Source organism: Hyphomonas sp., from assembly GCF_041398385.1.
Taxonomy (GTDB): Bacteria; Pseudomonadota; Alphaproteobacteria; order Caulobacterales; family Hyphomonadaceae; genus Hyphomonas.
This window is the reverse complement of record NZ_JAWKUW010000001.1, coordinates 724,269-748,366: the sequence shown is the minus strand read 5'-3', so window position 1 is coordinate 748,366 and position 24,098 is coordinate 724,269. Positions and strand designations below refer to the sequence as shown.

Below are 24,098 nucleotides of genomic sequence, written 5' to 3'. Positions count from 1 at the left end.
GGCGGCGGGCCGGCCTATCTTCCCCGCCATGACTGCCCAGCCGCCCAAACCGAAGCACGCCGTTCGCAGGCCCCGCCACCAGCTGGAGGCGCTGCGCCTCATCGCGCGGGAGGCGGCCGAAGCGGGCGAAAGCCTTGCCAGCATCCGCGCGCGCCTGCGCCTGCCGGAAAGCACGCTCAATGACTGGGCCCTTGCCGACGGCTTCCGCACGAAGGACATCGCCGCCCGCGCGGCCGCCAATGCCGAGGCCCGGCGCCTTGCCGACGAGGCCGAGGCGATCCGTCAGCAGGCGGAGGACGCCTGGGCCGAGGTCGCCCCCGAAGGCTTCCGCACCGCGGTGGAAAAACAGGTGGACCTCGCGCGGGCCCGCGCCGGCGCGCTGGTCGAGAAGGGGCTGATCGAGGCGGCCGAGGACGAAATGGCGGGCGTGCGCCGCCTCGCGCGCCTCGCCGCCTTTGCCGGCCCCGCCGCGCGCGAGATCGCCCGCGCCCTGAGGAAGGTGGACGATGATGTGCACGGCCTCGCCTTCGGCCTCTGGTTCCGGGCGGTGATGGAAGACGACGGCCCGGCGCCCGGCCCGCTGTTCGCGCCCGCCCTGCGCGCCGGCCTCGCCCGCTTCGCCGACCTCACAGACGACCAGAAACGCCCCTGGCTGGACGCGGCGAAAGCGCGGATGGCGGCGGCGGATTGGGGGGAGGAGGGGGAGGAGGGTTTCCTGTGAATGCGCGCCGCGCGTGCCTTCCGGCAAAAGGAATTTTATCCTATTGTCTGCGCATGGACGAGTTGCGGACCAGCCTCTATGTGGCGCTCAGGACAGCGCCGGCCTCTGTGAAGCGGCGCTATGGCACCGCGAAATTCGCGGTGGACGGCGACGCGGCCACGCACGAGATGGTGGACATCGTCCTGAAGGTGCTGGACCGTTACACGCTGGAACCGAAGCCCCTGCCGCCGCCGGTGCTGCCGCGATGCGGGGGTGGTGCGTAGGGTGGGGTGAGGTCCCGCCGATACCCACCAAACCGACGCGCGTCCGCATGGTGGGTATCGCTCCGCTCAACCCACCCTACGCTTTCTTGCCCCTCTCTACGCGTATTCACCAATAGCTTTCGAAGCCCGTTTTGCGAGCGTGCCCGAATGTCACGAAAATAGCATTTCAAGTTGCAACTTGGGATCGGGGCGATATGCAGGAATTATGAAACTTGATAGCGCGATACCGCCAGAGTCTCTTTTGGAAGAACTCCAAGAAGTAGCTACTTATAGTAGCAGCTTGATCGTTGCTATAAAGTCGGCAAATGGGATTCCTAAAGCATTTCCCCGCGAAGCTGTGTTTGATTTGTGCGTCGGTCTGGAGGGCCTCCAGTTTGGTACTGCGGAAGGGTGTCGAGTCCCATTAGAGTACGCCCGGAGCAGACTGCCAGCTATACGCCGTCAATTCATTTTTCGAGAAGAAGATCGAGTTCACGATGAACTAACCGGCGATGAGCCGCCGCCGCTGATGCGTGGAATGACAATAGATTTGGCATTTCAGTCGTTGATTGCGGCGATAACGACGGCATTAGATGAATATCGCCGTCTAGCCTCTGCTCAATCCGCTGAATCAATATCTGTGGACCAGGAATTTGACTCGACCGCAGTTTCAAAGGCTGAAGTCATTGGTGAAAGTGTCTCGGTTGGAAAATTTATTTCCGAACATGAAGCGTTGCTGAGCAGTGCTGTTAAGAATGATTCTGAAGCGGGTGCTAGCCTAATAAGATCTCTTAAGGACGCGGACAACGTAAACAAGCTTGCCCGATCGGAAGTTAAGCAAACGCTAGTTGTTGTACGTTGGTTGCAGACGCTGTCGAAGCGAATGGTTTCCCTACCAGACGCATTTAGAGCGATGGCGGGTTTTGTCAAAGTATCGGCAGACGTAGTTCAGCCGTTGAGGAAGCTCTGGACACAGACGGTGTCCGACGTCGAGGATTTTCTGTTCGATCGCTATAGAAAGCTGGGGGAAGCCTTCTCTGAAATAGCTGACAATATTGAAAAGAAGCGACCGAAAGACAGCGCCGCAAAGGGAGTGAGATCGGTAGAGCCGAACATCAACGAGGGTTTTGAGCATTGGGCGCTTTGTTTTGTATCAGAGCGGTCTGGCGCCAAGCAGGGGATAGATGCGTCTCTGTTTTATCCTGAAGTGAAACACCTTACTGGTATGACTTCGAGTGAGTTTGCGAGGCGCCGAGGCTACGCTTCGTTCAAAGATCTACTAAAAAGTCTGACGTTATTGAAGCTATTACCGAAGGGGGCGAGCTACGAAGTTCGTGCCGTTGAGGGGCAGGATCGGCAAAAACTCCTTAGGACGAAGCGGGATAGTTTTGTTTGGGTATTCGCTCAGATCATTCTGAATCTGCAGAAGCAAAAAATGGCAGATCACGGAACTAATGTTGTGCCTCTTGAGGAAATTATCAGGTACCCGTGGTTTTTGTCAGGCGACAATTGGGCGTCGTTTGTGAAAATAACTAACGAAGGCCTTGCAGAAATATTTCAATCCTACCCAGGGATGAAGTTCATCCCAAGTGAATCTGGTGGGGCGTTTGAAGTTGAAAACCCGAAGGCGCTGATCAACGCTATCTTTCCGGAACGTGTTCGGGCTCGTTTGGAAAAGCACTACCTGTAAAACAGGCGGATAAAGTGGTGGCAAATTTTCATAGCCCCAGTTCCTCCTCCCGTAGTCGCTTCACCTCGTCTCTCAAACGCGCGGCCTCTTCGAACTCCAGGTTCGCGGCGGCTTCTCTCATCTGCTTTTCGAGGTCGGCGATGACGGCCTTGAGATTGTGGCCGCTTTCGCCGGAAAGTGGAAGGGCTTTTTCTTCCGCCATGCCGCGGGCGCGGGACTTGCCGTCCTTGCCGCGGGTGCGGCCCCTGCCTTTGGCGGCGGTGTCCTTCTTCTCGCCGAGCTCGCCGAGGATGTCGGCAACGGCGCGCTTGATCGTGGTCGGCGTGATGCCGTGTTCCTCATTATAGGCCTGCTGCTTGGCGCGGCGGCGCTCGGTCTCGTCCATGGCGCGCTGCATCGAGCCGGTGACCTTGTCGGCATAGAGCACGACCCGCGCATCGGCATTGCGCGCGGCGCGGCCGATGGTCTGCACGAGGCTGGTCTCACTGCGCAGGAAGCCCTCCTTGTCCGCATCGAGAATGCCGACAAAGCCGCACTCCGGAATGTCGAGCCCTCGCGCAGCAGGTTGATGCCCACCAGCACGTCGAACACGCCCAGCCTCAGGTCACGGATGATCTCGATCCGCTCGATCGTGTCGACGTCGGAGTGCATGTAGCGCACGCGCACGCCATGCTCGTGCAGGAATTCGGTGAGGTCTTCCGCCATCTTCTTGGTCAGCGTCGTGATGAGCGAGCGCATGCCCTTCGCCGCCGCCGCCTTCACCTCGGCCATGACATCGTCGACCTGGTTGGCGCCGCCGGTTGAGACGGGGCGGACCTCGACCGGCGGGTCGATGAGGCCGGTGGGGCGGATGACCTGCTCGGTGAACACGCCGCCGGTGCGCTCCATCTCCCACGGGCCGGGCGTGGCGGAGACGTGGATGGTCTGCGGGCGCATGGCGTCCCACTCCTCGAACTTCAGCGGCCGGTTGTCCATGCAGGAGGGCAGGCGGAAGCCGTATTCGGCGAGGGTGGACTTGCGCGCGAAGTCGCCCCGGTACATGGCGCCGAGCTGGGGGATGGTCTGGTGGCTCTCGTCGGCGAAGACGAGGGCGTTGTCGGGCAGGTATTCGAACATGGTCGGCGGCGGCTCGCCCGGCTTGCGGCCGGTGAGGTAGCGCGAATAGTTCTCGATGCCGTTGCAGGAGCCGGTGGCGGCCAGCATTTCGATGTCGTACTGGCAGCGCTGCTGGATGCGCTGGGCCTCCAGCAGTTTCCCGTTCTTCTCGAAATGCGCGACGGTGGATTTCAGCTCCGCCTTGATCTGCTCGATGGCCTGGTTGAGCGTCGGGCGGGGCGTGACGTAGTGGCTGTTGGCGTAGATCTTGATGGCGGGCAGTTTTTGTTGAGTCCGGCCGGTGAGGGGTCGAACTCGGTGATGCTCTCCAGCTCGTCGCCGAAGAAGGAGAGCTTCCAGGCGCGGTCCTCATAGTGGGCGGGGAAGATGTCGATGATGTCGCCCTTCACGCGGAACGTGCCGCGGGTGAAGGCCAGGTCGTTGCGGGTGTACTGGTTGGCGACGAGGCGCTCGGTGACGGCGCGCGGGTCGATGCGCTGGCCTTGCTCCAGCTTGAAGGTCATCGAGGTGTAGGTCTCGACCGAGCCGATGCCGTAGATGCACGACACCGAGGCGACGATGATCACGTCGTCGCGCTCCAGGATGGCGCGGGTGGCCGAGTGGCGCATCCGGTCGATCGCCTCGTTGATGGAGGATCCTTCTCGATATAGAGGTCCGACCGCGGCACATAGGCTTCGGGCTGGTAGTAGTCGTAATAGGAGACGAAATACTCGACCGAATTGTCCGGGAAGAAGGATTTGAACTCGCCATAGAGCTGCGCGGCGAGCGTCTTGTTGGGGGCGAGGATCAGGGCCGGGCGCTGGGTCGCCTCGATGATCTTGGCCATGGTGAAGGTCTTGCCCGTGCCGGTGGCGCCGAGGAGGACCTGGTCGCGCTCGCCGCTGGTGATGCCGTCGACCAGCTCGGGAATGGCGGTGACCTGGTCGCCGGCCGGCTCATATTCGGAATGGACACGGAAGCGCTTGCCGCCTTCCAGCTTGACCCAGTTGCGGTCCGGCCGGTGGGGCGTCCAGTTGTCAGACGGCAGCGCCCCCGCCGCATCCAGCGCAAACCCCGCCCCGCCAAACCCCGCGGGCGCCTCCGACATGCCTTTTCCGGGTGATCGCGCCATGCCCCGAGATATGGAACGGGGTGGGGGCCGTGTCTAGGGTGTTCTTGTTGTGTTCGGGTATTGAGTGGTTCGAAATCGTATGGTTAATGATTTCTCAAACAAGTAGAACGGGGATGGGGATGGGGAGCTTTCTGGAGGATTTCAAAGATGTCGGTGGCGTCTTCCTGACTGTCACGGGAATTTTTTCGGTCGGATTTGCAGCGGGCCGTTTCTCTAGCAGAGGCCATATCAATCGACTTCAACAAGAGAACACAAAACTCAAAGATTCCGTTTTGACTGAGACGGCGGCCCTCAAGGACGCGTTTGAACAAGGTGCTGATTTCTGGCTAAGGGATGCCGTAAACCGGTTCAGGGATTACGACATACGGAGAGAACAATTTTCTCTTCCGACCATTGTTGTGAGCAACTTAAAGGGCGGCGTCGGCAAGACCACCATTACCGCAAATCTTGCGGCTTACTATGCTGCGAGAAAGAAGCGGGTTTTGGTCCTAGATTTGGATTGGCAGGGTTCGCTGGCAAATGTGTTCAACAACCTGAGCGACGCGGATAACGCGTCGTCCGACATCAATCGCATCCTTGATCCGCTTGCGAATGGATTGGTTGTTGTGGGAAATCTCAGAACGGGCGGACGCATCCCTAACAATATTTGGTACATAACAACGTACAAGCCATTTAGCGATGTGGAGAACCAAATTCTCGTAAACTGGATTCGTAATGACTACGAATTCGACGCGCATTATTTGCTGGCTAACGCGCTCTGGACCCCTGAGGTGAAAGATCGCTTTGATGTAATATTGATCGACACACCACCGCGCTTAACGGCCGGTCTTGTGAATGCACTGAGTTGTGGAACTCATTTGGTAATTCCGACTGTTCTTGATGATACGTCCGCTGAAGCAGCGGCCGCGTTTGTACAGACTGCGGATCGTTTTGCTACGCGATATAATCCGAATATGAGGATCGCTGGCATTGTTGGTAGTTTAACAATGAGGCAGCCGAGCCTTTCCAAGACTGAAGAACAAGCTCGACGCGATCTAATGGCGCGTATTGATCAGCTACGTGTAAGATATTCAGGAGAGCAGTTGATGGCGAGCACCTGGATTCCAAGAAAAGCAGCATTTGCCTCTGCAGCCGGTCGAGGTATCGCTTATGTTCAAAGCCCAGAGATTAGGCCCATATTCGACGCCATCGTCGCAGATCTGAGAATGGATCAAATAGCATGAAAGCTTCTCGACTAGTCCAATTGCTTGATCCAACAACTCAATTGTTGGGTTGGGGCGAAAATCAGCAGGCGGTTGAACGTATTAAGGAATTGGCAACCGAACTGAACAAAAGGTCTTCGCTCAACCTCTTTGTTTTTTTTTCAATGTGGCAAGTGCCGATGGGAAGCGCATCAAACGACAACCATACTCTTGGTGATCTTTTGCGATCTATCATGGGGCTGCAGAAGGCATCTGGAGCCTCCAAGAAAAGCATTACACAGCTGTCAGATCTTATAGATGTTATTCCGGTGGACGCATCAGCGCCCGAAGTTGCGCGGGCGATTGGAGGCTTTGATTTGGTAGAGGCTTTCATTGCGGGACTGCAAGATGCTGCTGGAAGCCGAGAGAAATTTGAGAAGATAATGAAGCTCTTGGAGACAAAGGGCGTTGCGACCAAAGCTCAGCTTTGCGAAATCGCTCAGCAATACGCTGGCGGCACTAAACCGAAGAGCGGCCCCTTCGCCCTAAGTGCTATTCGAGCAAAGTTTTCTTCTGATCAGCTTTTCGCCTCGAAAACAGGTTAGCCTGTCAGTATAAGAAGAACTCGATGACCACCCTCACCGAAGCTCGCATTGCCAATGTCCGTAATCATATGGCGCTGGAGGTCACGCATGATTGGGATGCGGTGATCGCGACGTTTGAGCATCCGCGCTACGAGATGCATGGCGGCGGGCAGGTGTTTGACGGGGAGGCGGCGGTGCGGCGCTATTTCGAGCTGTCGCGCACGCCCTTTCCGGACCAGGACAATGAGATCATCTCCATCGCCGTGGACGAGGCGACCGACAAGCTGCTGGTCGAGTTCTGGCTGACCGGCACGCATACCGGGCCGCTGACAGTGGGGGACACGACCATCCCGCCGACGGGCAAGAGCTTCCGGGTACGGATGGCGGCGACGTTCGAGTTCGCGCCGGGCAGCGACCGCATCATCTGCGAGCGGCCCTATTTCGACCAGGGCATGGTGCTGCGCGCGCTGGGCCTCGGGGACGTCGTCCAGACGCTTGCCTGAAGACGCGGGCGGACTAGCTCCTCCTCATCCAAGGAGGAGATGCAGCCATGAAAATCCGACCTGTCGCAGGCACGATTGCGGCGGCCGTGCTGCTGGGTGCCTGCACGACCGTGCCGCCCGAACCGGCGGCTGCGCCGGAGCCGGGCGACCTGAACGGAACCTGGGATGTCTCGATGTTCTACGCCGCCGACCAGCCGCCCAGCTCGACCGTGATGGTGCTGGAGGCGGGCGGTGATGGCGCGCTGGCGGGCAGTTTCTATGGGTCCGGGTTCGAGGAGGGGCGCTGGTCGCTGCGCGGCGAGGTGCTGGCCTTCGGCGCGGTGACGTCGGACGCCTCCGCGCCCTACAGCCATTCCGGGCGGCTGGCGGCGGACGGCCGTATCGAAGGGCAGACCCTGTCGCACGGGCGCGACTTCCTGATGATCTGGGTGGCTGAGCGGCGCGTTGAGTAGGGCGCCGTGCGCGGCCTCAGACGACGCCGAACAGGTTTTCCAGGGCGAAGAAGATGCCGGCGCTGAGCAGGGCGGAGGCCGGCACCGTGATGACCCAGGCCGCGGCGATCTGCAGGACATGCATGCGGCGCACGAGCTTGTGGCTGGAGCGCTTGTTGGTGACGCCGGCGGACTTGCTTTCCGGGTGCTTCGGCGACTTGCCGTGGATGTAAGCGAGGCGCTTGCGCGAGTTGGCGGTGTACCACTCGCGGAAGAAGCCGACGCCGAACACTGCGCCGACGGCGATGTGCGTGGACGAGACCGGCAGGCCGAGCCAGCTGGCGATGATCACGGTGATCGCGGCGGCGAGGGCGACGCAGTAGGCGCGCATCGGGTTCAGCTTGGTGATCGACTCGCCGACGGTGCGGATCAGCTTCGGCCCGAAGAGGACGAGGCCGAAGGAAATGCCGGAGGCGCCGATCAGCATGACCCAGAAGGGAATGTGGACCTTGGAGGCGATCTCGCCGGCCTCGACCGTGTGCACGATGGCAGCCAGCGGGCCGATGGCGTTGGCGACGTCATTGGCGCCGTGCGCGAAGGAGAGGAGCGCGGCAGAGAAGATCAGCGGCCACACGAACAGCTGGCGCAGCGACTGGTTGCGGTTTTCCATGCCGCGTGACTGGCGGCGGATGATCGGCAGGGTGAGCGCCCAGGCGGCGAGGCCGATGAACAGGCCGATCAGCAGGGCGTGGACGAGGTCGATCTTCACCAGCTTGCTGATGCCCTTCAGCGACATGTAGGCACCGAAGGCGGCAGCCATCAGGCCGATCAGCACCGGCACCCAGGTGCGCGCGGCGGCGATCTTGTCGCTGCGGTAGATGATGACGGTCTTGATGAAGGCGAGCACGATGGCTGCGATGATGCCGCCGAGAATGGGCGAGACGATCCAGCTGGCGACGATGTTGCCCATGGTCGGCCAGTTGACGGCGTTGATGCCCGCCGCCGCGATGCCGGCACCCATGACGCCGCCGACGACGGAGTGCGTGGTCGAGACCGGCGCGTTGAGAATGGTCGCGAGGTTGACCCACAGGGCCGAGGAAATCAGCGCCGCCATCATCAGCCAGATGAAGGTGTCGGCGCTCGGCACGGTGGAGGCGTCGATGATGCCCTTGGAAATGGTGGAGACGACGTCGCCGCCGGCGAGCAGGGCGCCCGCGCTTTCGCACACCGCGGCAATGATGAGGGCGCCGACAATGGTGAGCGCCTTGGAGCCGACGGCCGGGCCGACATTGTTGGCAACGTCATTGGCGCCGATATTGAGGGCCATGTAGCCGCCGATGGCGGCCGCCGCGGTGATCAGGATGCCATTGTCCTGGCCGCTGAGCAGGGTGCCGCCGATGATGACGATGGCGGCGAGAAAAAGGAAGCCGAGACCGGGAGCGACGATGCCCCGCGCCGCGCTGGCAACGGCGGCTTCAGCTTTGGCAACCTTGACCAGATCCTTGTCGAGCGTCGCCTTGCGAAGCGTCGGATCCTTGACGTCGGCCATTGGGAGCCCCCTCGCTGGTCTCGAGGACGCATCAGCCGCAAGCGGCGGCTTTTTTCAAGACGACGGAATGCCGAAATCGCCCGTTTTGTGCAATTGTCACAATACCTTCACGAAACTCAAAGGTTAGCTTGGAAAATCATGAACTGGAAGCTCTTGGCGATACGGGCCGCGCGTTCCAGGAAAAAGTCATGCGCGGCCGGGTTGGGGGCGATCTCGTCCAGCGTCGCGTTGAACAGGGTCAGCCAGCGCGTGAAGTGCGCTTCGCTGAGGCCCGGAAGGCGCATGTGCGGCGGCAGGGGCCGGCCATTATAGGTCTTCGTGCCGAGCGCCATGGACGACCAAAAGGACTTCATCTTTGGCAGGTGCGCGTCCCAGGACTCGCCGATCGCGCCCTCGAACACCGGGCCGATCAGTGCATCCCCGCGCACCTTGCCATAGAAGGTGTCGACGAGCGTGCTGATGAACGCCTCGTCGATGCCGAGCGCTTCGGCATTTTCTTCGATCGACGCACGGCGTTCCTCGCCGGTGCGGCGGACCACATCTGTCATGGCGCGGCCTTCCGCGTCAGTCCTTGGACTCGACCTGGTCGGATGGCGGCGCGGTCATCGCTTTCTGAACCACCCAGGCCGTAATGCCGACCATGATCAGGATCAGGCTGCCGAAGCCGACCAGCGCACCGATTGCGAGCGCGTCAAAATGCAGATTTCCCATGAATAGCCTCCCTCATTTCGTGGCTAACGTGCCATCACTCTGCCTGCTTCGCCAGAGTCGCAATACGGGAGGTTACGGATATGGTGGTGGGGGCTGTGCCCTAGAATTTTGCCCGAGTGTCTGCAGATCTGCGCCCGTCTCACTGTCCATGAGAAGTTCCGGGCGCAGAATGGCCGCAAACAACGTTGACGATGCTATTCTGTCACACGTTCTTCGGGCTAAGCTTTTCAAATACTGCGTAGGCAACTTCAGCCTAAAGGAACCCCACGGCCTTGCGGCCTTATCGAAGAGGAAACCGATGTTTGTGTCATGGGCAATGCTGCGTCACGTCGGCGCGACGCCGATCGTTCGTGCTACCGTCTTGATGCCGTTTGTGGGCTACCTCATCGTGTTCAACGCACAGATCGGGCAATGGCTGTCTCTTATTCCAGATTTGGACACGAGCACCGCAAACAGTAAGCCCTTGACCTATCTGAACGGACAGCTGAGGCTGATTTTGATTTATTACGCGCTTGTGCTGTTGGGGCTCGGCACGGCGGTGTATCAGATCTATTGTCCGGGAATTATTAAGTCTGCCAGCAACGCTTCTGATTTCACGCAGGAGCAACTGGCAGATCTTAGCGACTCTAGGGTTTTGGTCGCTGGCGAAGCGATCCGTACACATCGCAACTTGAACCACGCAAGTGCGCAAAGCCGCGTCGCGACTTTGCTGTCTGAATTAAATCTTACAGATGAGCATCTGGGCTCTCCGGCGATTTTTCAAAAAGCCATATCGAACAGCTTGCGGTCACAACGCGTAACACTTTTTGATACGCTCTATTGCTTGGAAAATTGGAACCGACGTTGGGCGAGAACAGCGGTGTCTTTCCTTTATGCTGCGGGCTTCACGGTTCTTCTGCTTCCAACTCTTGATATTTTCCAAGCAACGTTTCGTATCGCTCTGAGCTATGTCTGGGAAAATTCGTGAATGACGAATGCGTCAATAAAAGCGCAACGTGACGTTGACCCAGATAGCGTACATGCATATCCATGTGGTGTACATATATTAAACACCTAAGGTAGCCAGGCGGGATGAATTATATTGAAGATTATATTGCTCCCCTTCTGCGGGGAGACCGTCCAGTAGTGCCTTCAATCAGGCAAAGTAACTACAAGAAGGCCCTGAAACGCTCGTTTCGACTTGACTTGGATTCAAAGACGCCGAAGCCGGCAACAGTGCGCGATCTCCAAGAAGAGTTCGGGTTTTCTGAAGGCGATCAGTATGCATGGCGTTTGGCAGTCACCAAACCGCTCGCCCTTATTGCGCTCAGGGAATTGTGTGGCGGTGTTTCAGAACGAACAGCCCGAGGCCTCAATATAACTGCCTATGAAAATAGGTTCAAACGCCCCCCCCACAGACTCGGGAATTACCCGCGCACCATGCTCCTGACCTACGCGGAGTGGTTCCAATTGATTGGGTATGAGGGTCGCGAACCTCCTCTTTCCATGCTTTAATGGAATCTAGGAGGTCATCTTGTGCCCGGAGTAGAACCTCGACACCTGTTTTTCCCAAAGATATTAAAGTCCGACGAGGCCTCCCACTTCTTCGGTCGAGAATCTGCTTTTGGTCAGGCGCTCGACCATTTAGGCAACGATGAGGCAGCTGTCGCGATCTATGGTGAGCGGGGAATCGGGAAATCGTCCTTCGCTTGGCAATTGGCTTCCATTCTGGATGATTCCAATAGTGTCTTTAAGCGGTCAAAGCTTCAGCGTGTGGGTAGAGAAAAAAGATATGAGTGCATCTTCCCTTCGCCTGCCAATAAACCAAAATCGATTTCAAGTGTCATTGCGAACATATTGAGCGAGAAAACGAGCGAGTACTCCCTTCACGCAAGGTACGGGCAACGCTTCCAGGATTGGGGGCTTTATGACAGCATTCAAAAGCGGTACGGTGTTTCTCTGCACGACATCGGTTTCAAGAATGTCGGTGACGATCTGTTGTTCACCATTTTCAAAGAGATTTTGCACGAAATAAAGAACGCTAATCCGAGGTCCAGTTTGGTCGTCTTCATCGATGAGGCCGACGAGATTGATAATACTGATGGATTGGGTCAGCTCATGAAACGGATTGATGTTGCGAATTTTGTCGTTGTTGGAATTGGCGACACTGTTGGCGATATTATTCAGGACCATGCTTCTGCAGGTAGAAAGCTGATCGGCGGTCTGGTTGAGCTTGAAGGATTGAACTCCAATCAGATCGGCGAAATTTTCGATCACGCATCGGAGCGCTCAAACCGCCGAATTACATTTACAAGTGAATATCTGGCGCGCGCAAAGACAGTATGCGCCGGGTTTCCATGGTTCGCACAAAATCTTGGCTATCAATCGGTACTGAGTGTCGTCCGTAATCACGATCCGGGAGAAGATTTCACAGCGAGACTCGGTCGGGCAGAATTCCGCTTGGCTCTGGATGCAGTCAGGGGTGTCTACCAGCAGTCTTTGGAGAAACGGATTGATTTTACCGAACTCGAAGTCGCTGGCCCGAGAGAAATTATCAGGGTTTTGGCTAAAGCAAGGAAGCCGCTGACGGATACAGAAATCAGCAAAGAGTTGATCAGATCGGAGCGCCGAATACCGATGGCTAAGATCGACAACTTTCTTTACCGGTTGGTTCACGATGCATCGCTCCTAACCAAAGTGGCGGGAAAGAGTGGCGATTCGGAAGATCGGTTCCGCTTTAGGGATCCGATCGCTAGGACATTTGCGCTTGAAATTGTCGATCAACACTCGGGTGAGGAATCGTCAGACAAGTCGTTTTCATAGGCTATTTGGCTTCAATTCAGATCCTCATTCGTCTCAAATCGGGTTGCGGGTCAGCCGATCAGGGTGGCCCTGCCGCGGGCGCGTTCCATGTCCTGGTGCGAGGCCGCTTCAAGGCCCATGTCCTGCATCAGGGCGGCGTCTTCGTCCACGTCGGGATTGTCCGTGGTCAGAAGGCGGTCGCCGACGAAGATCGAGTTGGCGCCGGCCAGCAGGCAGAGCGCCTGGCCTTCCTCGGTCATGCCTTCGCGTCCGGCGCTGAGGCGCACCCAGCTTTGCGGGAAGACGATGCGGCAGACGGCGATGGCGCGGGCCATTTCGATGACGGAAATCGGCGCGCTGGTGCCGAGCGGCGTGCCTTCGATGGGGACGAGCATGTTCACCGGCACGCTTTCCGGATGCGGCGTCAGTTTCGAGAGTTCGTGGATGAGGCCGATACGGTCTTCCCGGCTCTCGCCCATGCCGAGGATGCCGCCGCAGCAGAGCTTGATGCCGGCATGGCGCGCCCGGCCGAGGGTTTCGAGGCGGTCGTCATAGGTGCGGGTCGAGACGACGGTGCCGTAATATTCCGGCGAGGTGTCGAGGTTGTGATTGTAATAGTCGAGGCCGGCCTCTTTCAGGGCTTCGGCCTGGCCTTCTTCCAGCATGCCGAGCGTGACGCAGGTTTCGAGGCCTTCGGCCTTCACGGCCGTGATCATCGCGGCGACCTTGGGCAGGTCGCGGTCTTTCAGCGAACGCCAGGCGGCGCCCATGCAGAACCGGTCAGCGCCGTTTTCCTTGGCGCGGCGGGCGGCGGTGACCACCTCGTCCAGCGGCATCAGCTTGCCGGCGTCGAGGCCGGTGTCGAAATGCGCCGACTGGCTGCAATAGCCGCAATCCTCGGCGCAGCCGCCTGTCTTGATGGAGAGAAGCTGCGACTTCTGGATTTTCCCGTCCGGCCAGTTCGCCTGTTTTACGGTGAGGGCTTTCGCCATCAGTGTGTCGAGGGGCAGGGTGTAGAGCGCGGCGATCTCGTCGCGGGTCCAATCGTGGCGGGCGGAAAGATCGGTCATGCGCGCAGGTCCTTGCAGGTGGGGGCAAACGGTGTGCGTTTGCTAGCGGCCCCGGCGCGCAGGATCAAGCTTGCGCGCAGACGCCTGGTTCCGGCATAGGCCCGTCATGAGCGCACAGTCTTCTTCCGACAAGGATGTCATCGTTCTGGGCGCCGGGGCGGCCGGGCTTTTCTGTGCGGCCCGCATGGGACAGGCGGGCAAGCGCGTGGTGGTGATCGACCATGCGGAGAAGCCGGCGGAGAAGGTGCGCATCTCCGGCGGGGGGCGGTGCAACTTCACAAACCTGGAGACGAAAGCCGACCGGTTCATCTCCGCGAACCCGCATTTCGCCAAATCGGCCCTCGCGCGCTACACGCCGTGGGACTTCATCGACCTGATGGGCCGGCATGGCCTGACCTGGCATGAAAAGACGCTGGGCCAGCTGTTCTGCGACCAGAAATCCGGCGCGATCATCCAGATGCTGCTGGACGAGCTGGCGGCCGGGCAGGGGGCGTTGCGCCTCGGCGTGGCGGTGGAGGGCGTCAGCCATGCGGATGGCGTGTTCACGGTGGCAACCTCCGAGGGCGCGTTTGCCGCGCCGAAACTGGTGGTGGCGACGGGCGGGCTTTCCATTCCGAAAATGGGCGCGACGGGGCTTGCCTATGACATCGCGCGCCAGTTCGGGCATGCCATCGTGCCGACGCGGGCGGCGCTGGTGCCGTTCGTGTTCACCGGGGCGGACCATGAAGACTTCGCGTCGATCTCCGGCGTTGCCTGCGATGTGCGCGCGGCGGCAGGCGGGGCGGCCTTCGAGGAGGCGATGCTGTTCACCCATCGCGGCCTTTCCGGCCCGGCGATCCTGCAGGTCTCGTCCTACTGGCAGCCGGGCGAGGCGCTGACGCTGACGCTGCTGCCGGAAACGGACATTGCGGAGACGCTGAAGGCAGCGAAGAAGGACCGGCCGATGCATGCCCTGGGGACGGCCCTTGAGGGGCTGTTCGCGAAGCGGCTGGCAGACCTCATCCTGCGGCGGGCGGGCCTCGAGGCTGGCGCGCGGCTCGCGGACCTTTCGCACGCGACGCTGGACGGGCTGGCGGCGCAGCTGACGGACTGGCGCGTGCGCCCGGCGGGCACGGAAGGCTATCGCACGGCTGAGGTGACGGCGGGCGGCGTCGACACGGCGGGGCTGTCCTCGAAGACGATGGAGAGCCGGCACGTGCCGGGCCTGCACTTCATCGGCGAATGCGTCGACGTCACGGGCTGGCTGGGCGGCTACAATTTCCAATGGGCCTGGGCGAGCGCGGCGGCGGCAGCCGGATAAGCCCGTCTGGCGAGACTCTGGCGGGGTGCTGGCGGGCTCGTGGCGGCCCCGTGGCGTGGCGGGAGGACGAAATTTCCCTTTTCCTTTGGAGGCATTAAGCTGCCACATCGAAAGGAGACAGACATGCATTTCACTGCCGACGCCGCCAGGATCAAACGCTGGCGCGAAGAGCGTCACTGGTCCCAGGAGCACCTGGCGGACCTTGCTGGAATCGGCCTGCGCACCGTGCAGCGGATCGAGAAGGGCGAGCCTGCCTCACGTGAGACCATGACGGCGCTGGCCGCGGCCTTCAATGTCGACGTGATGGCGCTGGCGGTCGATCCGGAGGTTGAGGCCGAGGAGATCGTGAGGCGGAAGGATGCAAAGCTGATCGCCGGTACGCGCCTCGGGCTCTTCATCTCCCTTGGCGGCTGCGCCCTCGCGCTGATCGTGTTCGCCGGGATCAATATCGGCACCGGATCGAATGTGATGCTGTGGCCGATGATCTGGGTGACCGTCGGCGCGGCGGGCCATGGCCTCGCGGCCCTCATTATCGAGCTGACGGTGCGCTACCGCCAGCAGACCAGCACGGCAGACTGAGGCAGTCATCGCCGCGGGAGGCGCCATTCCGGATCGCTGCTGGAATCCTGATAGCATGGCAAATGGGTGATGATCTGCGCGCCCTTCGTGCAGATCGCACGGCTGGTGAAGGTGTCCCCGTCAAAGACCACCGCGCCGCTGAAACGGGTGACGTCCGGAGACGGCCTGGCCACTTCGGCGGGTGCCTGGATGCAGGATGCGGCCAGCAGGCCGGCACAGGCCCAGATGGCAGGGGACGGACTCTTCGGAACCATGGAGCGGCGTCCTTTTTGGTCAGCCGGCCTGCTGAGTGTTCGGTGACGGAGGTTTCCTGGCCGCGGACCTGTTGCGCCAGCCCGGCGGTCCGGCCGATCGGGGGCGCCCGGTCCGGGCATCAGAAAATCCGCCAGATCGTGTTGATGGCGCTGTGCATGAGGATCGGGGCTACGAGGCTTCCGGTATTCAGCCGCAGCCAGCAGAGAAGCCAGCCGAACACACCTGCAAAGACCAGGGCCTCGACCGACAGGACCGGTCCTTCGCTGGTCCAGCTGAGCGCGTGGATGAGGGCGAACATGGCGGTAGACGTGAAGGCGGCCAGTCCGAAATTGGCGGCGGCGAACCGCGGCCCCGGTCCGAATGCCCGGATCAGGCAGCAGAGGAGCAGGCCGCGGAAAAAGAGCTCTTCCTCAAGGCTCGGCATGGTGAGCTGGTAGGCAATCGTCTCGGCCGTATGCGTCTCGTCCGGCATGCTGATCGCGAGGCCAACCCCGACGGCGCAAAGGACGCCGACGACGCTCCAGCCTATCCACGCCCCCTTTGCCTGCTTCAGGGTGAAGCCGACCTCATCGCGCTGAAACGGGCCCAGGAACAAAACGGCCAGCGATGCCGCCAGGGCGATCAGCTTGCCGGCCCAGTTGAACATCACCTCCGGATCGCCCGCCAGCCGGTAGGCGGGTGCGTTCAGGTGAAAGAGGTTGAGCACCAGCGCGACATTCAGATTGAACAGCGCGAACCCGGCCAATGCCCAGTGCCAGCGGAAGCGGCGGCGCGCGGCAAGCCCCGCACCGGCGCACAGCGCGAGAAAGACAAGATCCCACGCAAGGAGGCTCTGGACGGCGTTCATTGGAATCTCCTCGGCTGTGAAGCGTCATCGGCGATTGAACGGCGCCGCTGCTAAGACTATAGTTGGCAAGAAATTATCGTGAAAAGATAATTTATCAACTTCAAAAGAAAGTTTTTCTCATGTCCAGACCCTGGCTTGCCGTTGCGCGCACTGGATTCCTCATTGCGATCCCGGTGCTTTGCCTGCTCATCGTCTCGGCAGTTACGCTGTATTGGGGCATGGGGATTGCCGTGCTGGGCAACAATTTCATCGTGCTTGCGGACCCGGCGCCGGTGCCGGAGCGCCGGATGGCGGGCCTCGCCGCTGCCTTGGTCCCGACCGTGTTCATGCTGATTGCCCTGTGGCGGCTGTTCCAGATTTTCCGTGAGACCGACACGTCCGTTCTCGGCCCCGCAACGGTGCGCAATCTTCGCGCCTTTGCCGCCCTTTCCATCTGTACCGTCGTTTCCGCGTTCCTGCTGAGCGGCGTCATGCGCTGGGCGATGGGCATGTTCGACGATGCGCTGCTCTGGACGCATCTCGGCTTTTCGGTTGTGCACCTGTCGGTTCTGTTCGGGGCAATGGTCGTTTATGTGGCGACGCATCTGATCGAAGAGGGCTACGCCTGCCGGCGTGAGCTGGAAGAGTATGTCTGAGCCATGGCGATCATCGTAACTCTCGACGTCATGCTCGCGCGGCGGAAGATGAAATCGAAGGATCTCGCCGCCGCCATCGGCATCACGGAAGCCAACCTGTCGAAGCTGAAGTCGGGCAATGTGAAGGGCATCAAGCTCGACACGATCAACCGGATCTGCGCCGTTCTGGAGTGCAAGCCCGGCGACCTCTTCGATTTCGAACCCGACTAGCCGGGCGTTCGGGTCCTATGCCGCATCGGCCCCCCCCGGGCCGCGGCGCCCCGGCATGTCATGAATTCGACACCAGTTGCGCGGCGTCAGACTGCTTGACGATGGGTGCCTGCAGGATCAAACGCTTGGCGTATGAGTGAGCCCCTGACTTCCCAGCCTGCCGGACAGCCGGCGCGCCGTGCCATGCTGATGGGCGGGGCGCTGCTGGCGCTGGTGCTGGTCGTGTTCGCGCTGGGCAAGCTGGGCGTGTTGCCGAGCGGGCAGGCGCTGAATGCCTGGATGGACGGCATGGGCGGCAGCCCGTGGGGCCTGCCGGCGCTGATCCTGATCTTCTGCGTCGCTGCCTTTATCGGCATGCCGCAATTCGCGCTGATCGCGCTGGCCGTAGCGGTGTTCGGGCCGTGGACGGGTGCGGCCTATTCCTGGGTCGCGACGCTCGTCTCGGGCGCGCTGACCTTCTATACCGGCCGGTTTGCGGGCGAAGAGATGTTCCGCCGCTATGCCGGCAAGTCGGCGAACCGGATCGCGGGCTTCATCGGGCGCAATGCCTTCGTGGCGAGCGCCGTGGTGCGCAATGTGCCGACGGGGCCGTTCCTGCTGGTGAATATGGCGTTCGGGGTCAGCCGGGCGGGCTTCTGGCCCTATCTCGCCGGCATGGCCGTCGGGGCGCTGCCCAAGATCATCCTGGTCGCGTTTGCGGGCCGCGGCCTGATGGCGGCGCTGCAGGGCAACATGGTGACGGCGATCGTCCTGTCGCTGGCGTCGGTCGGCATCTATGTGGGCGTCGCCTGGTGGATGCGCCGGAGGGACCGGAGCAGGAGGCAATCTGTTGCGTTGATTGGCGAAGATCCGGTTGACAATTCGGACGGTTCGACCGATTAAACGCGCCATGCGCAAGAATTTGCCCCTATGCCTGCTTCTTACCGGCCCCTGGCCGGTGTCGGCTGCCCGTATCTGAAGGGCAGGCGCGCGGTCAGGGGTAAAACCAAGCCTTGCCCCCAAACTCTGACTTTCCAGGCCGCCTGCCATGACCAAACCCGAACACATCCGTATCTTCGACACCACTTTGCGTGACGGCGAGCAATCGCCCGGAGCTTCCATGACCCATGGCGAGAAGCTCGAGCTTGCCGCCCTGATGGAACATATGGGCGTCGACGTCATCGAGGCCGGCTTCCCCGCCGCCTCCGAAGGCGACTTCGCCGCCGTCAGCGAGATCGCGAAGAATTCGAAGGAGGCCATCATCTGCGGCCTCTCGCGCTCGACGCCGAACGATATCGAGCGCTGCGCCGCCGCCGTGCGCAATGCCGCGCGCCCGCGCATCCACACGTTCATTTCCACCAGCCCCGTGCACATGAAGCACAAGCTGCAAATGGGCCCGAACGCTGTACTGGAGGCTGTCGGCCGCTCGGTGGCGCAGGCGCGCAACCTGGTCGACGATGTCGAGTGGAGCGCCGAGGATGCGACACGCACGGAGTTCGACTTCCTGTGCAAGTGTATCGACGTCGCGATCCAGAGCGGGGCGACCACGATCAATATTCCGGACACGGTCGGCTATTCGCATCCGGACGAATATGGCCGCCTGTTCAAGCGCCTGATCGAGAATGTCGCGAATTCCGACAAGGTGATCTGGTCGGCGCACTGCCATAACGATCTCGGCCTCGCGGTCGCCAACTCCATCAGCGCGGTCGCCAATGGCGCGCGCCAGGTAGAGTGCGCGATCAACGGCCTCGGCGAGCGGGCCGGCAACGCGGCGCTGGAAGAGGTCGTGATGGCGATGCGCGTGCGCAACGACACGCTGCCTTATGAAACCGGCGTGCGCAGCGAATACCTCGCCCGCGCTTCCGCCATGGTGAGCCGCATCACCGGCTTCCCGGTGCAGTACAACAAGGCCATCGTCGGCAAGAACGCCTTTGCGCATGAAAGCGGCATCCACCAGGACGGCATGCTGAAGAACTCTGAAACCTATGAGATCATGAAGCCGGAAGATGTCGGCGTCGCCAAGACCTCGCTGGTCATGGGCAAGCTGTCCGGCCGCCATGCCTTCCGCGACAAGCTGGAATCGCTGGGTTACGTGCTGGAGCAGGACGCGCTGAACGATGCCTTCAAGCGCTTCAAGGCGCTGGCCGACAAGAAGAAGCATGTCTTCGACGATGACATCGTGGCGCTGGTCGACGATCAGCTGGCGGAGGAAGGCGAGCGGGTCGTGTTCAAGCGCCTGCGGGTCGTCGCCGGCACCGAAGGCCCGCAGACGGCCGAGATCGACCTGATCATCGGCGGGGAAGACAAGTTCGCCATCGCCCGCGGCAACGGCCCGGTCGACGCGGTCTTTAACGCGATCAAGGAACTCATCCCGCATGCCGGCCGTCTGGACCTCTACCAGGTTCACGCCGTAACCGGCGGAACGGATGCGCAGGCGACCGTGTCGGTGCGCCTCAACGATGCCGACGGCTTCATGGCGACGGGCCGGGCCTCCGACCCCGACACGCTGGTCGCCAGCGCCAAGGCGTACCTGCACGCGGTCAACAAGCTCGAAATCCGCAAGTCCAAGAGCAAGGCGGCCTGATCACTCCCTGTGCGGACAGGTGCCGGCGTTTGCGCGCCGGCGCCGTTCGCGCGCGCTGAACTCCATCGCGGGCGCCTTCCATGGAACTCTGGATACCGGTCACGATCGCCGCGGCTTTCCTGCAGAATCTGCGCAGCATGCTGCAGAAATCTCTCAAGGGGCGGCTCAGCACATGGGGCGCGACGGCGACACGGTTCATTTATGCCGCGCCGTTTGCGGTGCTCCTGTTCACAGGCATTGCAGCTGACAGGGGAGGGGTGCCGGCGGCGCCCGCGGAATTCTTCCTCTATGGCATGGCGGGCGGCCTTGCGCAGATCCTTGCGACCGCACTTCTGATCAGCCTGTTTTCCCGCACCAATTTCGCGGTCGCCACCGCCTTCACCAGGACCGAGCCCCTGCAGACGGCCGTTTTCGGGTTTGTCCTGCTGGGCGAGCATGTGTCGGCGGGCGCCGTCGCCGGCATCCTCGTCAGCCTGGTTGGCGTGATCCTGATTTCCGTGCCCGGACTGAATGTCCGGTCGCTCAGGCAGATGAATGTCAGCGTGTGGCGGGGCGTGGTTTCGGGTGGCCTGTTCGGCCTGTCGGCGATTGCCTATCGCTCGGCCTCGCTGTCGCTGCCGGGCGAGGATGTCCTCTTGCGGTCGAGCGCGACGCTGGCCTTCGTCACCGTGTTCCAGGCTGTGGCGATGCTCGCCTGGCTGACGGTGAAGGAGCGGGGCGAGGCGACGCGCGTCCTTGTCGCGTGGAAAGTTGCCATCTGGGTCGGGATCGCCGGCGTGCTCGGATCATTCGGCTGGTTCACGGCCTTCACGCTGGAGCGGGCCGCCTATGTGCGGGCCCTCGGCCAGGTCGAGGTGATCTTCACACTGATGGCAGCGATCCTGTTCTTCCGTGAGCGGCTGAACCTGCGGGAGATCGCCGGGGCGGTGCTGATCGCGGCCGGGGTCGTCGGCCTCCTCGTCCTGCGCTGACGCCGGGCATCGGGACGTCGGAAAAAAATCCCGACGAATCCGTGTGTTACAAAAAATTGGGCGACCTTTCTCAGAAAAGTAGAATTTCCCGGGAACGAAACTGCCGGTTCGCGTATAAGGCGAATAGATGCAAGGCAGGAACGGCCATGACTGCGGCGACGAACCAGAATTATGAACTTCGCAGCGATTCCCGTGTCGAGACGGAATTTTGCGCCTGGTTTATGCCCGGCGACAGCTCGATGGCGCAGAAGGTGAAGGTGCTGGACCTGTCGCAGGGCGGCGCGCGGCTGCAGTTCGAGAACTGGCCCGATCGCTCAAAGAAGTTCGATATCGTCCTGTCGCTTCCGGAGGGGCTCAACTCGTCCCGCATCGCCTGTGAGCGCCGCTGGATGATGAACAATGTCGTCGGCGCGAAATTCCTGAGCCCTCTGCCGTTTGACGTGCTGAGCCGGATCGTCGCCTTCTGCGATGGCACCAAGAATTGCGCGGGGCCGGCGCCGGACCCGTCCTGAGGTCACAAGGCAGCTCGTCCTTGCCGGCTGACCGCGACCTGCGGCTCAGCGCTCGATCCGCAGCCCGGCAGACTCGATGGATGTGCCCGAACCCGATCCGCCGGCATCGACGCCTGGTTCAAGTTCCCAGTTCACATTGTTCAGGATCAGTGAGTTGAACACCATGCTGATGGCGTTTGATGTGAGCTGCGCGCCGGAGTTCCAGGTCGTGCCGCGGCTGGGCAGCCAGATCAGGCCCTTGGTCTTGAAGCCCTTGCTGTCGTCGAGCACGAACTGCGAATTTGAAAGGCCCTTCTTCTCGAAGAAGATGAGATCCTTGTAGGTGCCGCTCGTCGGCGGATCGACGTTGAAATCGACGGCCGAGTTGAACTGGATCTTCGACGTGTCGGCATAGTAGAAGCTGACGCCCGTACCGCGCCACTTGCCGCCATTCACGTTCCAGCCGCCATTCTTGATGATGTAGAGGCCGGGATTGAATGTGATGGTGTTCGTGGAATTGGTGTTGAAGTTCACCCAGCCGCAATAGGTGCCCGGGTTCAGGGTCGTCGAGCCGCTGATATTGATGTTGCTGTAAGTGCAGGTGTTGGAGGTGGGCTGGGGGATGGTTGCGCCAAAGGGCTCCGGCTCGGCCGCGCAGCCGGTCTCCAACTGGTCGATCGGGCCGTAATTGTTCAGCACACTGTTGCTGGCAACGCAGATCGTGTCCGTGTCAAGCGTGATGCCGGAGTTGAAGACCGCGGCGTTCGAGGCCGTGGACGCCACATTGATCTTGCAGCCCGCTGCGACAATGTCGGCGCCGTTGTTGAGCAGCAGCGCCTGGCTCTTGTTCGAGGAGGTCAGCCAGATACACCCCTGTGATGCATCGCCCTTCGCGGCCGACACCTGGGATGACACCGTCACGGTGACCGATGGCCGGCCTATCAGGCCCTGAAAGGTCGTGGGCACGGTCGCGCTGGCCTGCCCATTATAGAGGATGCGCGTGCCGCTGTCGTCGTACGAGACGTTGACGGTCGGTCTGACGCTGTCGAGATCGTAGGTGTTGGTTTCGAAATAATCATCCGCACGCGCAGAAAAGCCGGGAAGGTCGCCGGGCGCAGCGGAGAGGAGGGTGAAGTCGAGTGCGTCCTGGAGGTCGCGCTTGCGGTTTTCGATCATCGACATGTCGAAGGCCATGCCGACGACGACGATAATCGGGAGGATCGCCAGACCTGTGGTGAGGGCGATATTGGCGCTGGTGTCGCGCTTCAGGCGGCCAATGAGGGAAAGCACCGGCGGGAGACTCCAATCTGGCTGGCGCTGCCGGACAATACGGTGCGCCCATCGCCATTCATGAGCTTTATACCGCTAACATATTTTGATGCGGTGTAGCCGATATTTGAAATTTCACGGAATTTCTGCGGCTCAGCCTTTGCGCTTCAGCTCGGCTTCGCGGATCTGCGCGATCAGCTGTTCCAGCCGTTCCGGAACCGGCTCGGTCAGCATGGATTCATAGGCTTTCTGCAATGCCTGGCTCAGCGCCAGCGACGTTCCGTCCCGATGGATACCGGGCAGGCCATCCGGCGTCTGATCATCGCCGGGCATGTCGTCGTCGTGTGCCATGATGCCTTTTTTCAGATTCCGCATGATCCGGTTCGGACACATGAGGCGCATCGGGACAATCTGATCTGATGCAGCGGCAACAACAATTATCCGGCCTTTCCCCTCGAGGCGAACGCATTTCTGTCGGGGACCAGTCCTGATTCGGATGGTCCGGGACAAGCGAATTTATGTGGGGTTCCGCTAACAATTCCCTACCGGTGCGTAAAGCTGGCAACGCACCGGGGAAGTATATCGATTGAAGTCAGACCGGATCAGGCGGAGAGCCGGAACCCGTCCATGGCAAATCGGGCAGTGTTCGTGCTGGCCTTGCAATCGGCCCGGCTGTCGAATGCGGCAACCAGGGAAGCGCGCCCGCGGGACGCGCGGCTCTTGATGGTGCCAGCCGGCACGCCGCAGACTTCGGCGGCTTCATCATAGGTAAAGCCGAGGCCAAGCACCAGCGAGACCGCATCGCGCAGGTCTTCCGGCAGCTCGCGGAGAAGGCCCAGCATCAGGCGTGCATCGGCGCGCGTGCCGTGAGATTCGTCTGTGTTCAGTTCGCGGTCGCAGATCGCGTCGGTCAGATCCATGCGCCGCCAGTTGCGCCGGGCGCCGCGCAGGAATTCATTGCGCAGGATACGGAACAGCCAGGGCCGGATCGGCCGCGACGTGTCGAAGGTGTGGAGATTCTCGAGGGCGCGCAGGAACGTGTCCTGAACCAGGTCGTCAGCGCAGCTGATATTGCCGCACAGGCCGCGGGCATAGGCACGCAGGGCCGGCAGGTTGGTTTCGAGCAGGCTGGCGAGGTCAGCGCCCGAAACCGGGGAAATTGGGGCCGTCATGATCTGGCCGCTCCATCTTGCAGGCGTGTCTGCGCTTCGTCCTGCTGCGCAACCGCCTTTGTTATCGTTGAAAATTCACCTTGTAGGAGAATTGCATACAGAGCGTTAACGGCGCC

General features: G+C 61.0%; 26 protein-coding genes and 1 pseudogene. 17 read left to right on the top strand and 10 right to left on the bottom strand.

The features are described from left to right. Nucleotides 1-28 precede the first annotated feature (28 nt). The 3 genes from R3C13_RS03680 to R3C13_RS03670 all read left to right on the top strand — a co-directional run bounded on the left by R3C13_RS03680 (nt 29) and on the right by R3C13_RS03670 (nt 2,653). Complete coding sequence (locus R3C13_RS03680) at nt 29-721, top strand: hypothetical protein (protein WP_371309439.1); 693 nt, start codon at nt 29-31, stop codon at nt 719-721. Between the two features lie 53 nt (nt 722-774). Next, the gene (locus tag R3C13_RS03675) at nt 775-984 is read left to right on the top strand and encodes a hypothetical protein (protein WP_371309438.1); all 210 of its coding nucleotides are present in this window, start codon (nt 775-777) and stop codon (nt 982-984) included. 205 nt (nt 985-1,189) lie between these two features. Then, on the top strand, nt 1,190-2,653 hold the full coding sequence (locus R3C13_RS03670) for a hypothetical protein (RefSeq protein WP_371309437.1): 1,464 nt from the start codon (nt 1,190-1,192) through the stop codon (nt 2,651-2,653). 28 nt (nt 2,654-2,681) lie between these two features. Here R3C13_RS03670 and uvrB read toward each other — a convergent pair. Next, nucleotides 2,682-4,880 (bottom strand): annotated as a pseudogene (uvrB, locus tag R3C13_RS03665) (excinuclease ABC subunit UvrB). Nucleotides 4,881-4,999: 119 nt separating this feature from the next. On the opposite strand from uvrB, the gene R3C13_RS03660 reads away from it, so the two are divergent. The 4 genes from R3C13_RS03660 to R3C13_RS03645 are packed head-to-tail and all read left to right on the top strand — an operon-like array spanning nt 5,000 to nt 7,600. After that, complete coding sequence (locus R3C13_RS03660; protein ID WP_371309436.1) at nt 5,000-6,103, top strand: ParA family protein; 1,104 nt, start codon at nt 5,000-5,002, stop codon at nt 6,101-6,103. Then, a complete protein-coding gene (locus tag R3C13_RS03655) occupies nt 6,100-6,666 on the top strand; it encodes a hypothetical protein (protein WP_371309435.1) in 567 nt (188 codons plus the stop codon). Before R3C13_RS03660 ends, R3C13_RS03655 begins: the two co-directional genes overlap by 4 nt. A gap of 23 nt (nt 6,667-6,689) precedes the next feature. After that, a complete protein-coding gene (locus tag R3C13_RS03650; protein WP_371309434.1) occupies nt 6,690-7,148 on the top strand; it encodes an ester cyclase in 459 nt (152 codons plus the stop codon). Between the two features lie 47 nt (nt 7,149-7,195). Then, complete coding sequence (locus R3C13_RS03645) at nt 7,196-7,600, top strand: hypothetical protein (protein ID WP_371309433.1); 405 nt, start codon at nt 7,196-7,198, stop codon at nt 7,598-7,600. A gap of 16 nt (nt 7,601-7,616) precedes the next feature. Here R3C13_RS03645 and R3C13_RS03640 read toward each other — a convergent pair whose 3' ends face one another. The 3 genes from R3C13_RS03640 to R3C13_RS03630 all read right to left on the bottom strand — a co-directional run bounded on the left by R3C13_RS03640 (nt 7,617) and on the right by R3C13_RS03630 (nt 9,839). Beyond that, a complete protein-coding gene (locus R3C13_RS03640; protein ID WP_371309432.1) occupies nt 7,617-9,128 on the bottom strand; it encodes an inorganic phosphate transporter in 1,512 nt (503 codons plus the stop codon). Nucleotides 9,129-9,244: 116 nt separating this feature from the next. Beyond that, on the bottom strand, nt 9,245-9,676 hold the full coding sequence (locus R3C13_RS03635; RefSeq protein WP_371309431.1) for a group III truncated hemoglobin: 432 nt from the start codon (nt 9,674-9,676) through the stop codon (nt 9,245-9,247). 16 nt (nt 9,677-9,692) lie between these two features. Beyond that, nucleotides 9,693-9,839, bottom strand: coding sequence for a hypothetical protein (locus tag R3C13_RS03630; protein ID WP_371309430.1), 147 nt, complete (start codon nt 9,837-9,839; stop codon nt 9,693-9,695). Nucleotides 9,840-10,137: 298 nt separating this feature from the next. Between R3C13_RS03630 and R3C13_RS03625 the strand changes: the two genes are divergently transcribed. Both R3C13_RS03625 and R3C13_RS03620 read left to right on the top strand, forming a co-directional pair. Next, the gene (locus R3C13_RS03625) at nt 10,138-10,806 is read left to right on the top strand and encodes a hypothetical protein (protein ID WP_371309429.1); all 669 of its coding nucleotides are present in this window, start codon (nt 10,138-10,140) and stop codon (nt 10,804-10,806) included. Nucleotides 10,807-11,354: 548 nt separating this feature from the next. Then, nucleotides 11,355-12,641, top strand: coding sequence for an ATP-binding protein (locus tag R3C13_RS03620; protein WP_371309428.1), 1,287 nt, complete (start codon nt 11,355-11,357; stop codon nt 12,639-12,641). Nucleotides 12,642-12,691: 50 nt separating this feature from the next. Here R3C13_RS03620 and bioB read toward each other — a convergent pair whose 3' ends face one another. Then, nucleotides 12,692-13,690 carry a biotin synthase BioB gene (bioB, locus tag R3C13_RS03615; protein WP_371309427.1) on the bottom strand — a complete coding sequence of 333 codons (999 nt, stop codon included), beginning with the start codon at nt 13,688-13,690 and terminating at the stop codon, nt 12,692-12,694. Nucleotides 13,691-13,796: 106 nt separating this feature from the next. On the opposite strand from bioB, the gene R3C13_RS03610 reads away from it, so the two are divergent. Together R3C13_RS03610 and R3C13_RS03605 are read left to right on the top strand one after the other, a co-directional pair. Continuing rightward, complete coding sequence (locus R3C13_RS03610; protein WP_371309426.1) at nt 13,797-14,990, top strand: NAD(P)/FAD-dependent oxidoreductase; 1,194 nt, start codon at nt 13,797-13,799, stop codon at nt 14,988-14,990. A gap of 123 nt (nt 14,991-15,113) precedes the next feature. Then, entirely contained in the window at nt 15,114-15,569 is a 456-nt protein-coding gene (locus R3C13_RS03605; RefSeq protein ID WP_371309425.1) for a helix-turn-helix domain-containing protein, read from the top strand. A 5-nt stretch (nt 15,570-15,574) separates the two neighbouring features. Here R3C13_RS03605 and R3C13_RS03600 read toward each other — a convergent pair whose 3' ends face one another. Together R3C13_RS03600 and R3C13_RS03595 are read right to left on the bottom strand one after the other, a co-directional pair. Continuing rightward, nucleotides 15,575-15,823: a hypothetical protein gene (locus R3C13_RS03600; RefSeq protein WP_371309424.1), complete on the bottom strand. Its 249-nt coding sequence runs from the start codon at nt 15,821-15,823 to the stop codon at nt 15,575-15,577. 119 nt (nt 15,824-15,942) lie between these two features. Beyond that, entirely contained in the window at nt 15,943-16,671 is a 729-nt protein-coding gene (locus R3C13_RS03595; protein ID WP_371309423.1) for a lysostaphin resistance A-like protein, read from the bottom strand. A gap of 119 nt (nt 16,672-16,790) precedes the next feature. Here R3C13_RS03595 and R3C13_RS03590 point away from each other — a divergent pair, with 119 nt between their 5' ends. From R3C13_RS03590 to R3C13_RS03565, 6 genes are all read left to right on the top strand, one after another. Then, nucleotides 16,791-17,306 (top strand): DUF2975 domain-containing protein, encoded by a 516-nt coding sequence (locus tag R3C13_RS03590; protein ID WP_371309422.1) that lies wholly within the window; start codon nt 16,791-16,793, stop codon nt 17,304-17,306. Between the two features lie 3 nt (nt 17,307-17,309). Next, nucleotides 17,310-17,516, top strand: a complete 207-nt coding sequence (locus R3C13_RS03585; protein ID WP_371309421.1) for a helix-turn-helix domain-containing protein — start codon at nt 17,310-17,312, stop codon at nt 17,514-17,516. Between the two features lie 132 nt (nt 17,517-17,648). Then, entirely contained in the window at nt 17,649-18,398 is a 750-nt protein-coding gene (locus R3C13_RS03580; protein ID WP_371309420.1) for a TVP38/TMEM64 family protein, read from the top strand. Between the two features lie 145 nt (nt 18,399-18,543). Then, on the top strand, nt 18,544-20,079 hold the full coding sequence (locus R3C13_RS03575) for a 2-isopropylmalate synthase (RefSeq protein WP_371309419.1): 1,536 nt from the start codon (nt 18,544-18,546) through the stop codon (nt 20,077-20,079). Nucleotides 20,080-20,159: 80 nt separating this feature from the next. Further along, complete coding sequence (locus R3C13_RS03570) at nt 20,160-21,050, top strand: DMT family transporter (protein WP_371309418.1); 891 nt, start codon at nt 20,160-20,162, stop codon at nt 21,048-21,050. Between the two features lie 146 nt (nt 21,051-21,196). Further along, a complete protein-coding gene (locus R3C13_RS03565; protein ID WP_371309417.1) occupies nt 21,197-21,562 on the top strand; it encodes a PilZ domain-containing protein in 366 nt (121 codons plus the stop codon). Nucleotides 21,563-21,607: 45 nt separating this feature from the next. On the opposite strand, the gene R3C13_RS03560 is transcribed toward R3C13_RS03565, so the two are convergent. The 3 genes from R3C13_RS03560 to R3C13_RS03550 form a co-directional block, all read right to left on the bottom strand. Then, nucleotides 21,608-22,831, bottom strand: a complete 1,224-nt coding sequence (locus R3C13_RS03560; RefSeq protein ID WP_371309416.1) for a Tad domain-containing protein — start codon at nt 22,829-22,831, stop codon at nt 21,608-21,610. 132 nt (nt 22,832-22,963) lie between these two features. Next, nucleotides 22,964-23,161 (bottom strand): NepR family anti-sigma factor, encoded by a 198-nt coding sequence (locus R3C13_RS03555; RefSeq protein WP_371309415.1) that lies wholly within the window; start codon nt 23,159-23,161, stop codon nt 22,964-22,966. A 251-nt stretch (nt 23,162-23,412) separates the two neighbouring features. Further along, entirely contained in the window at nt 23,413-23,982 is a 570-nt protein-coding gene (locus R3C13_RS03550) for an RNA polymerase sigma factor (RefSeq protein ID WP_371309414.1), read from the bottom strand. Nucleotides 23,983-24,098: the final 116 nt, after the last annotated feature.

What these genes read in the sequence shown, in the direction of transcription:
- R3C13_RS03680 (WP_371309439.1), top strand. Translation starts at nt 29, where the DNA reads ATGACTGCCCAGCCGCCCAAACCGAAGCACGCCGTTCGCAGGCCCCGC.
- R3C13_RS03675 (WP_371309438.1), top strand. Translation starts at nt 775, where the DNA reads ATGGACGAGTTGCGGACCAGCCTCTATGTGGCGCTCAGGACAGCGCCG.
- R3C13_RS03670 (WP_371309437.1), top strand. Translation starts at nt 1,190, where the DNA reads ATGAAACTTGATAGCGCGATACCGCCAGAGTCTCTTTTGGAAGAACTC.
- R3C13_RS03660 (WP_371309436.1), top strand. Translation starts at nt 5,000, where the DNA reads ATGGGGAGCTTTCTGGAGGATTTCAAAGATGTCGGTGGCGTCTTCCTG.
- R3C13_RS03655 (WP_371309435.1), top strand. Translation starts at nt 6,100, where the DNA reads ATGAAAGCTTCTCGACTAGTCCAATTGCTTGATCCAACAACTCAATTG.
- R3C13_RS03650 (WP_371309434.1), top strand. Translation starts at nt 6,690, where the DNA reads ATGACCACCCTCACCGAAGCTCGCATTGCCAATGTCCGTAATCATATG.
- R3C13_RS03645 (WP_371309433.1), top strand. Translation starts at nt 7,196, where the DNA reads ATGAAAATCCGACCTGTCGCAGGCACGATTGCGGCGGCCGTGCTGCTG.
- R3C13_RS03640 (WP_371309432.1), bottom strand. Translation starts at nt 9,128, where the DNA reads ATGGCCGACGTCAAGGATCCGACGCTTCGCAAGGCGACGCTCGACAAG.
- R3C13_RS03635 (WP_371309431.1), bottom strand. Translation starts at nt 9,676, where the DNA reads ATGACAGATGTGGTCCGCCGCACCGGCGAGGAACGCCGTGCGTCGATC.
- R3C13_RS03630 (WP_371309430.1), bottom strand. Translation starts at nt 9,839, where the DNA reads ATGGGAAATCTGCATTTTGACGCGCTCGCAATCGGTGCGCTGGTCGGC.
- R3C13_RS03625 (WP_371309429.1), top strand. Translation starts at nt 10,138, where the DNA reads ATGTTTGTGTCATGGGCAATGCTGCGTCACGTCGGCGCGACGCCGATC.
- bioB (WP_371309427.1), bottom strand. Translation starts at nt 13,690, where the DNA reads ATGACCGATCTTTCCGCCCGCCACGATTGGACCCGCGACGAGATCGCC.
- R3C13_RS03610 (WP_371309426.1), top strand. Translation starts at nt 13,797, where the DNA reads ATGAGCGCACAGTCTTCTTCCGACAAGGATGTCATCGTTCTGGGCGCC.
- R3C13_RS03605 (WP_371309425.1), top strand. Translation starts at nt 15,114, where the DNA reads ATGCATTTCACTGCCGACGCCGCCAGGATCAAACGCTGGCGCGAAGAG.
- R3C13_RS03600 (WP_371309424.1), bottom strand. Translation starts at nt 15,823, where the DNA reads ATGGTTCCGAAGAGTCCGTCCCCTGCCATCTGGGCCTGTGCCGGCCTG.
- R3C13_RS03595 (WP_371309423.1), bottom strand. Translation starts at nt 16,671, where the DNA reads ATGAACGCCGTCCAGAGCCTCCTTGCGTGGGATCTTGTCTTTCTCGCG.
- R3C13_RS03590 (WP_371309422.1), top strand. Translation starts at nt 16,791, where the DNA reads ATGTCCAGACCCTGGCTTGCCGTTGCGCGCACTGGATTCCTCATTGCG.
- R3C13_RS03585 (WP_371309421.1), top strand. Translation starts at nt 17,310, where the DNA reads ATGGCGATCATCGTAACTCTCGACGTCATGCTCGCGCGGCGGAAGATG.
- R3C13_RS03580 (WP_371309420.1), top strand. Translation starts at nt 17,649, where the DNA reads ATGAGTGAGCCCCTGACTTCCCAGCCTGCCGGACAGCCGGCGCGCCGT.
- R3C13_RS03575 (WP_371309419.1), top strand. Translation starts at nt 18,544, where the DNA reads ATGACCAAACCCGAACACATCCGTATCTTCGACACCACTTTGCGTGAC.
- R3C13_RS03570 (WP_371309418.1), top strand. Translation starts at nt 20,160, where the DNA reads ATGGAACTCTGGATACCGGTCACGATCGCCGCGGCTTTCCTGCAGAAT.
- R3C13_RS03565 (WP_371309417.1), top strand. Translation starts at nt 21,197, where the DNA reads ATGACTGCGGCGACGAACCAGAATTATGAACTTCGCAGCGATTCCCGT.
- R3C13_RS03555 (WP_371309415.1), bottom strand. Translation starts at nt 23,161, where the DNA reads ATGGCACACGACGACGACATGCCCGGCGATGATCAGACGCCGGATGGC.
- R3C13_RS03550 (WP_371309414.1), bottom strand. Translation starts at nt 23,982, where the DNA reads ATGACGGCCCCAATTTCCCCGGTTTCGGGCGCTGACCTCGCCAGCCTG.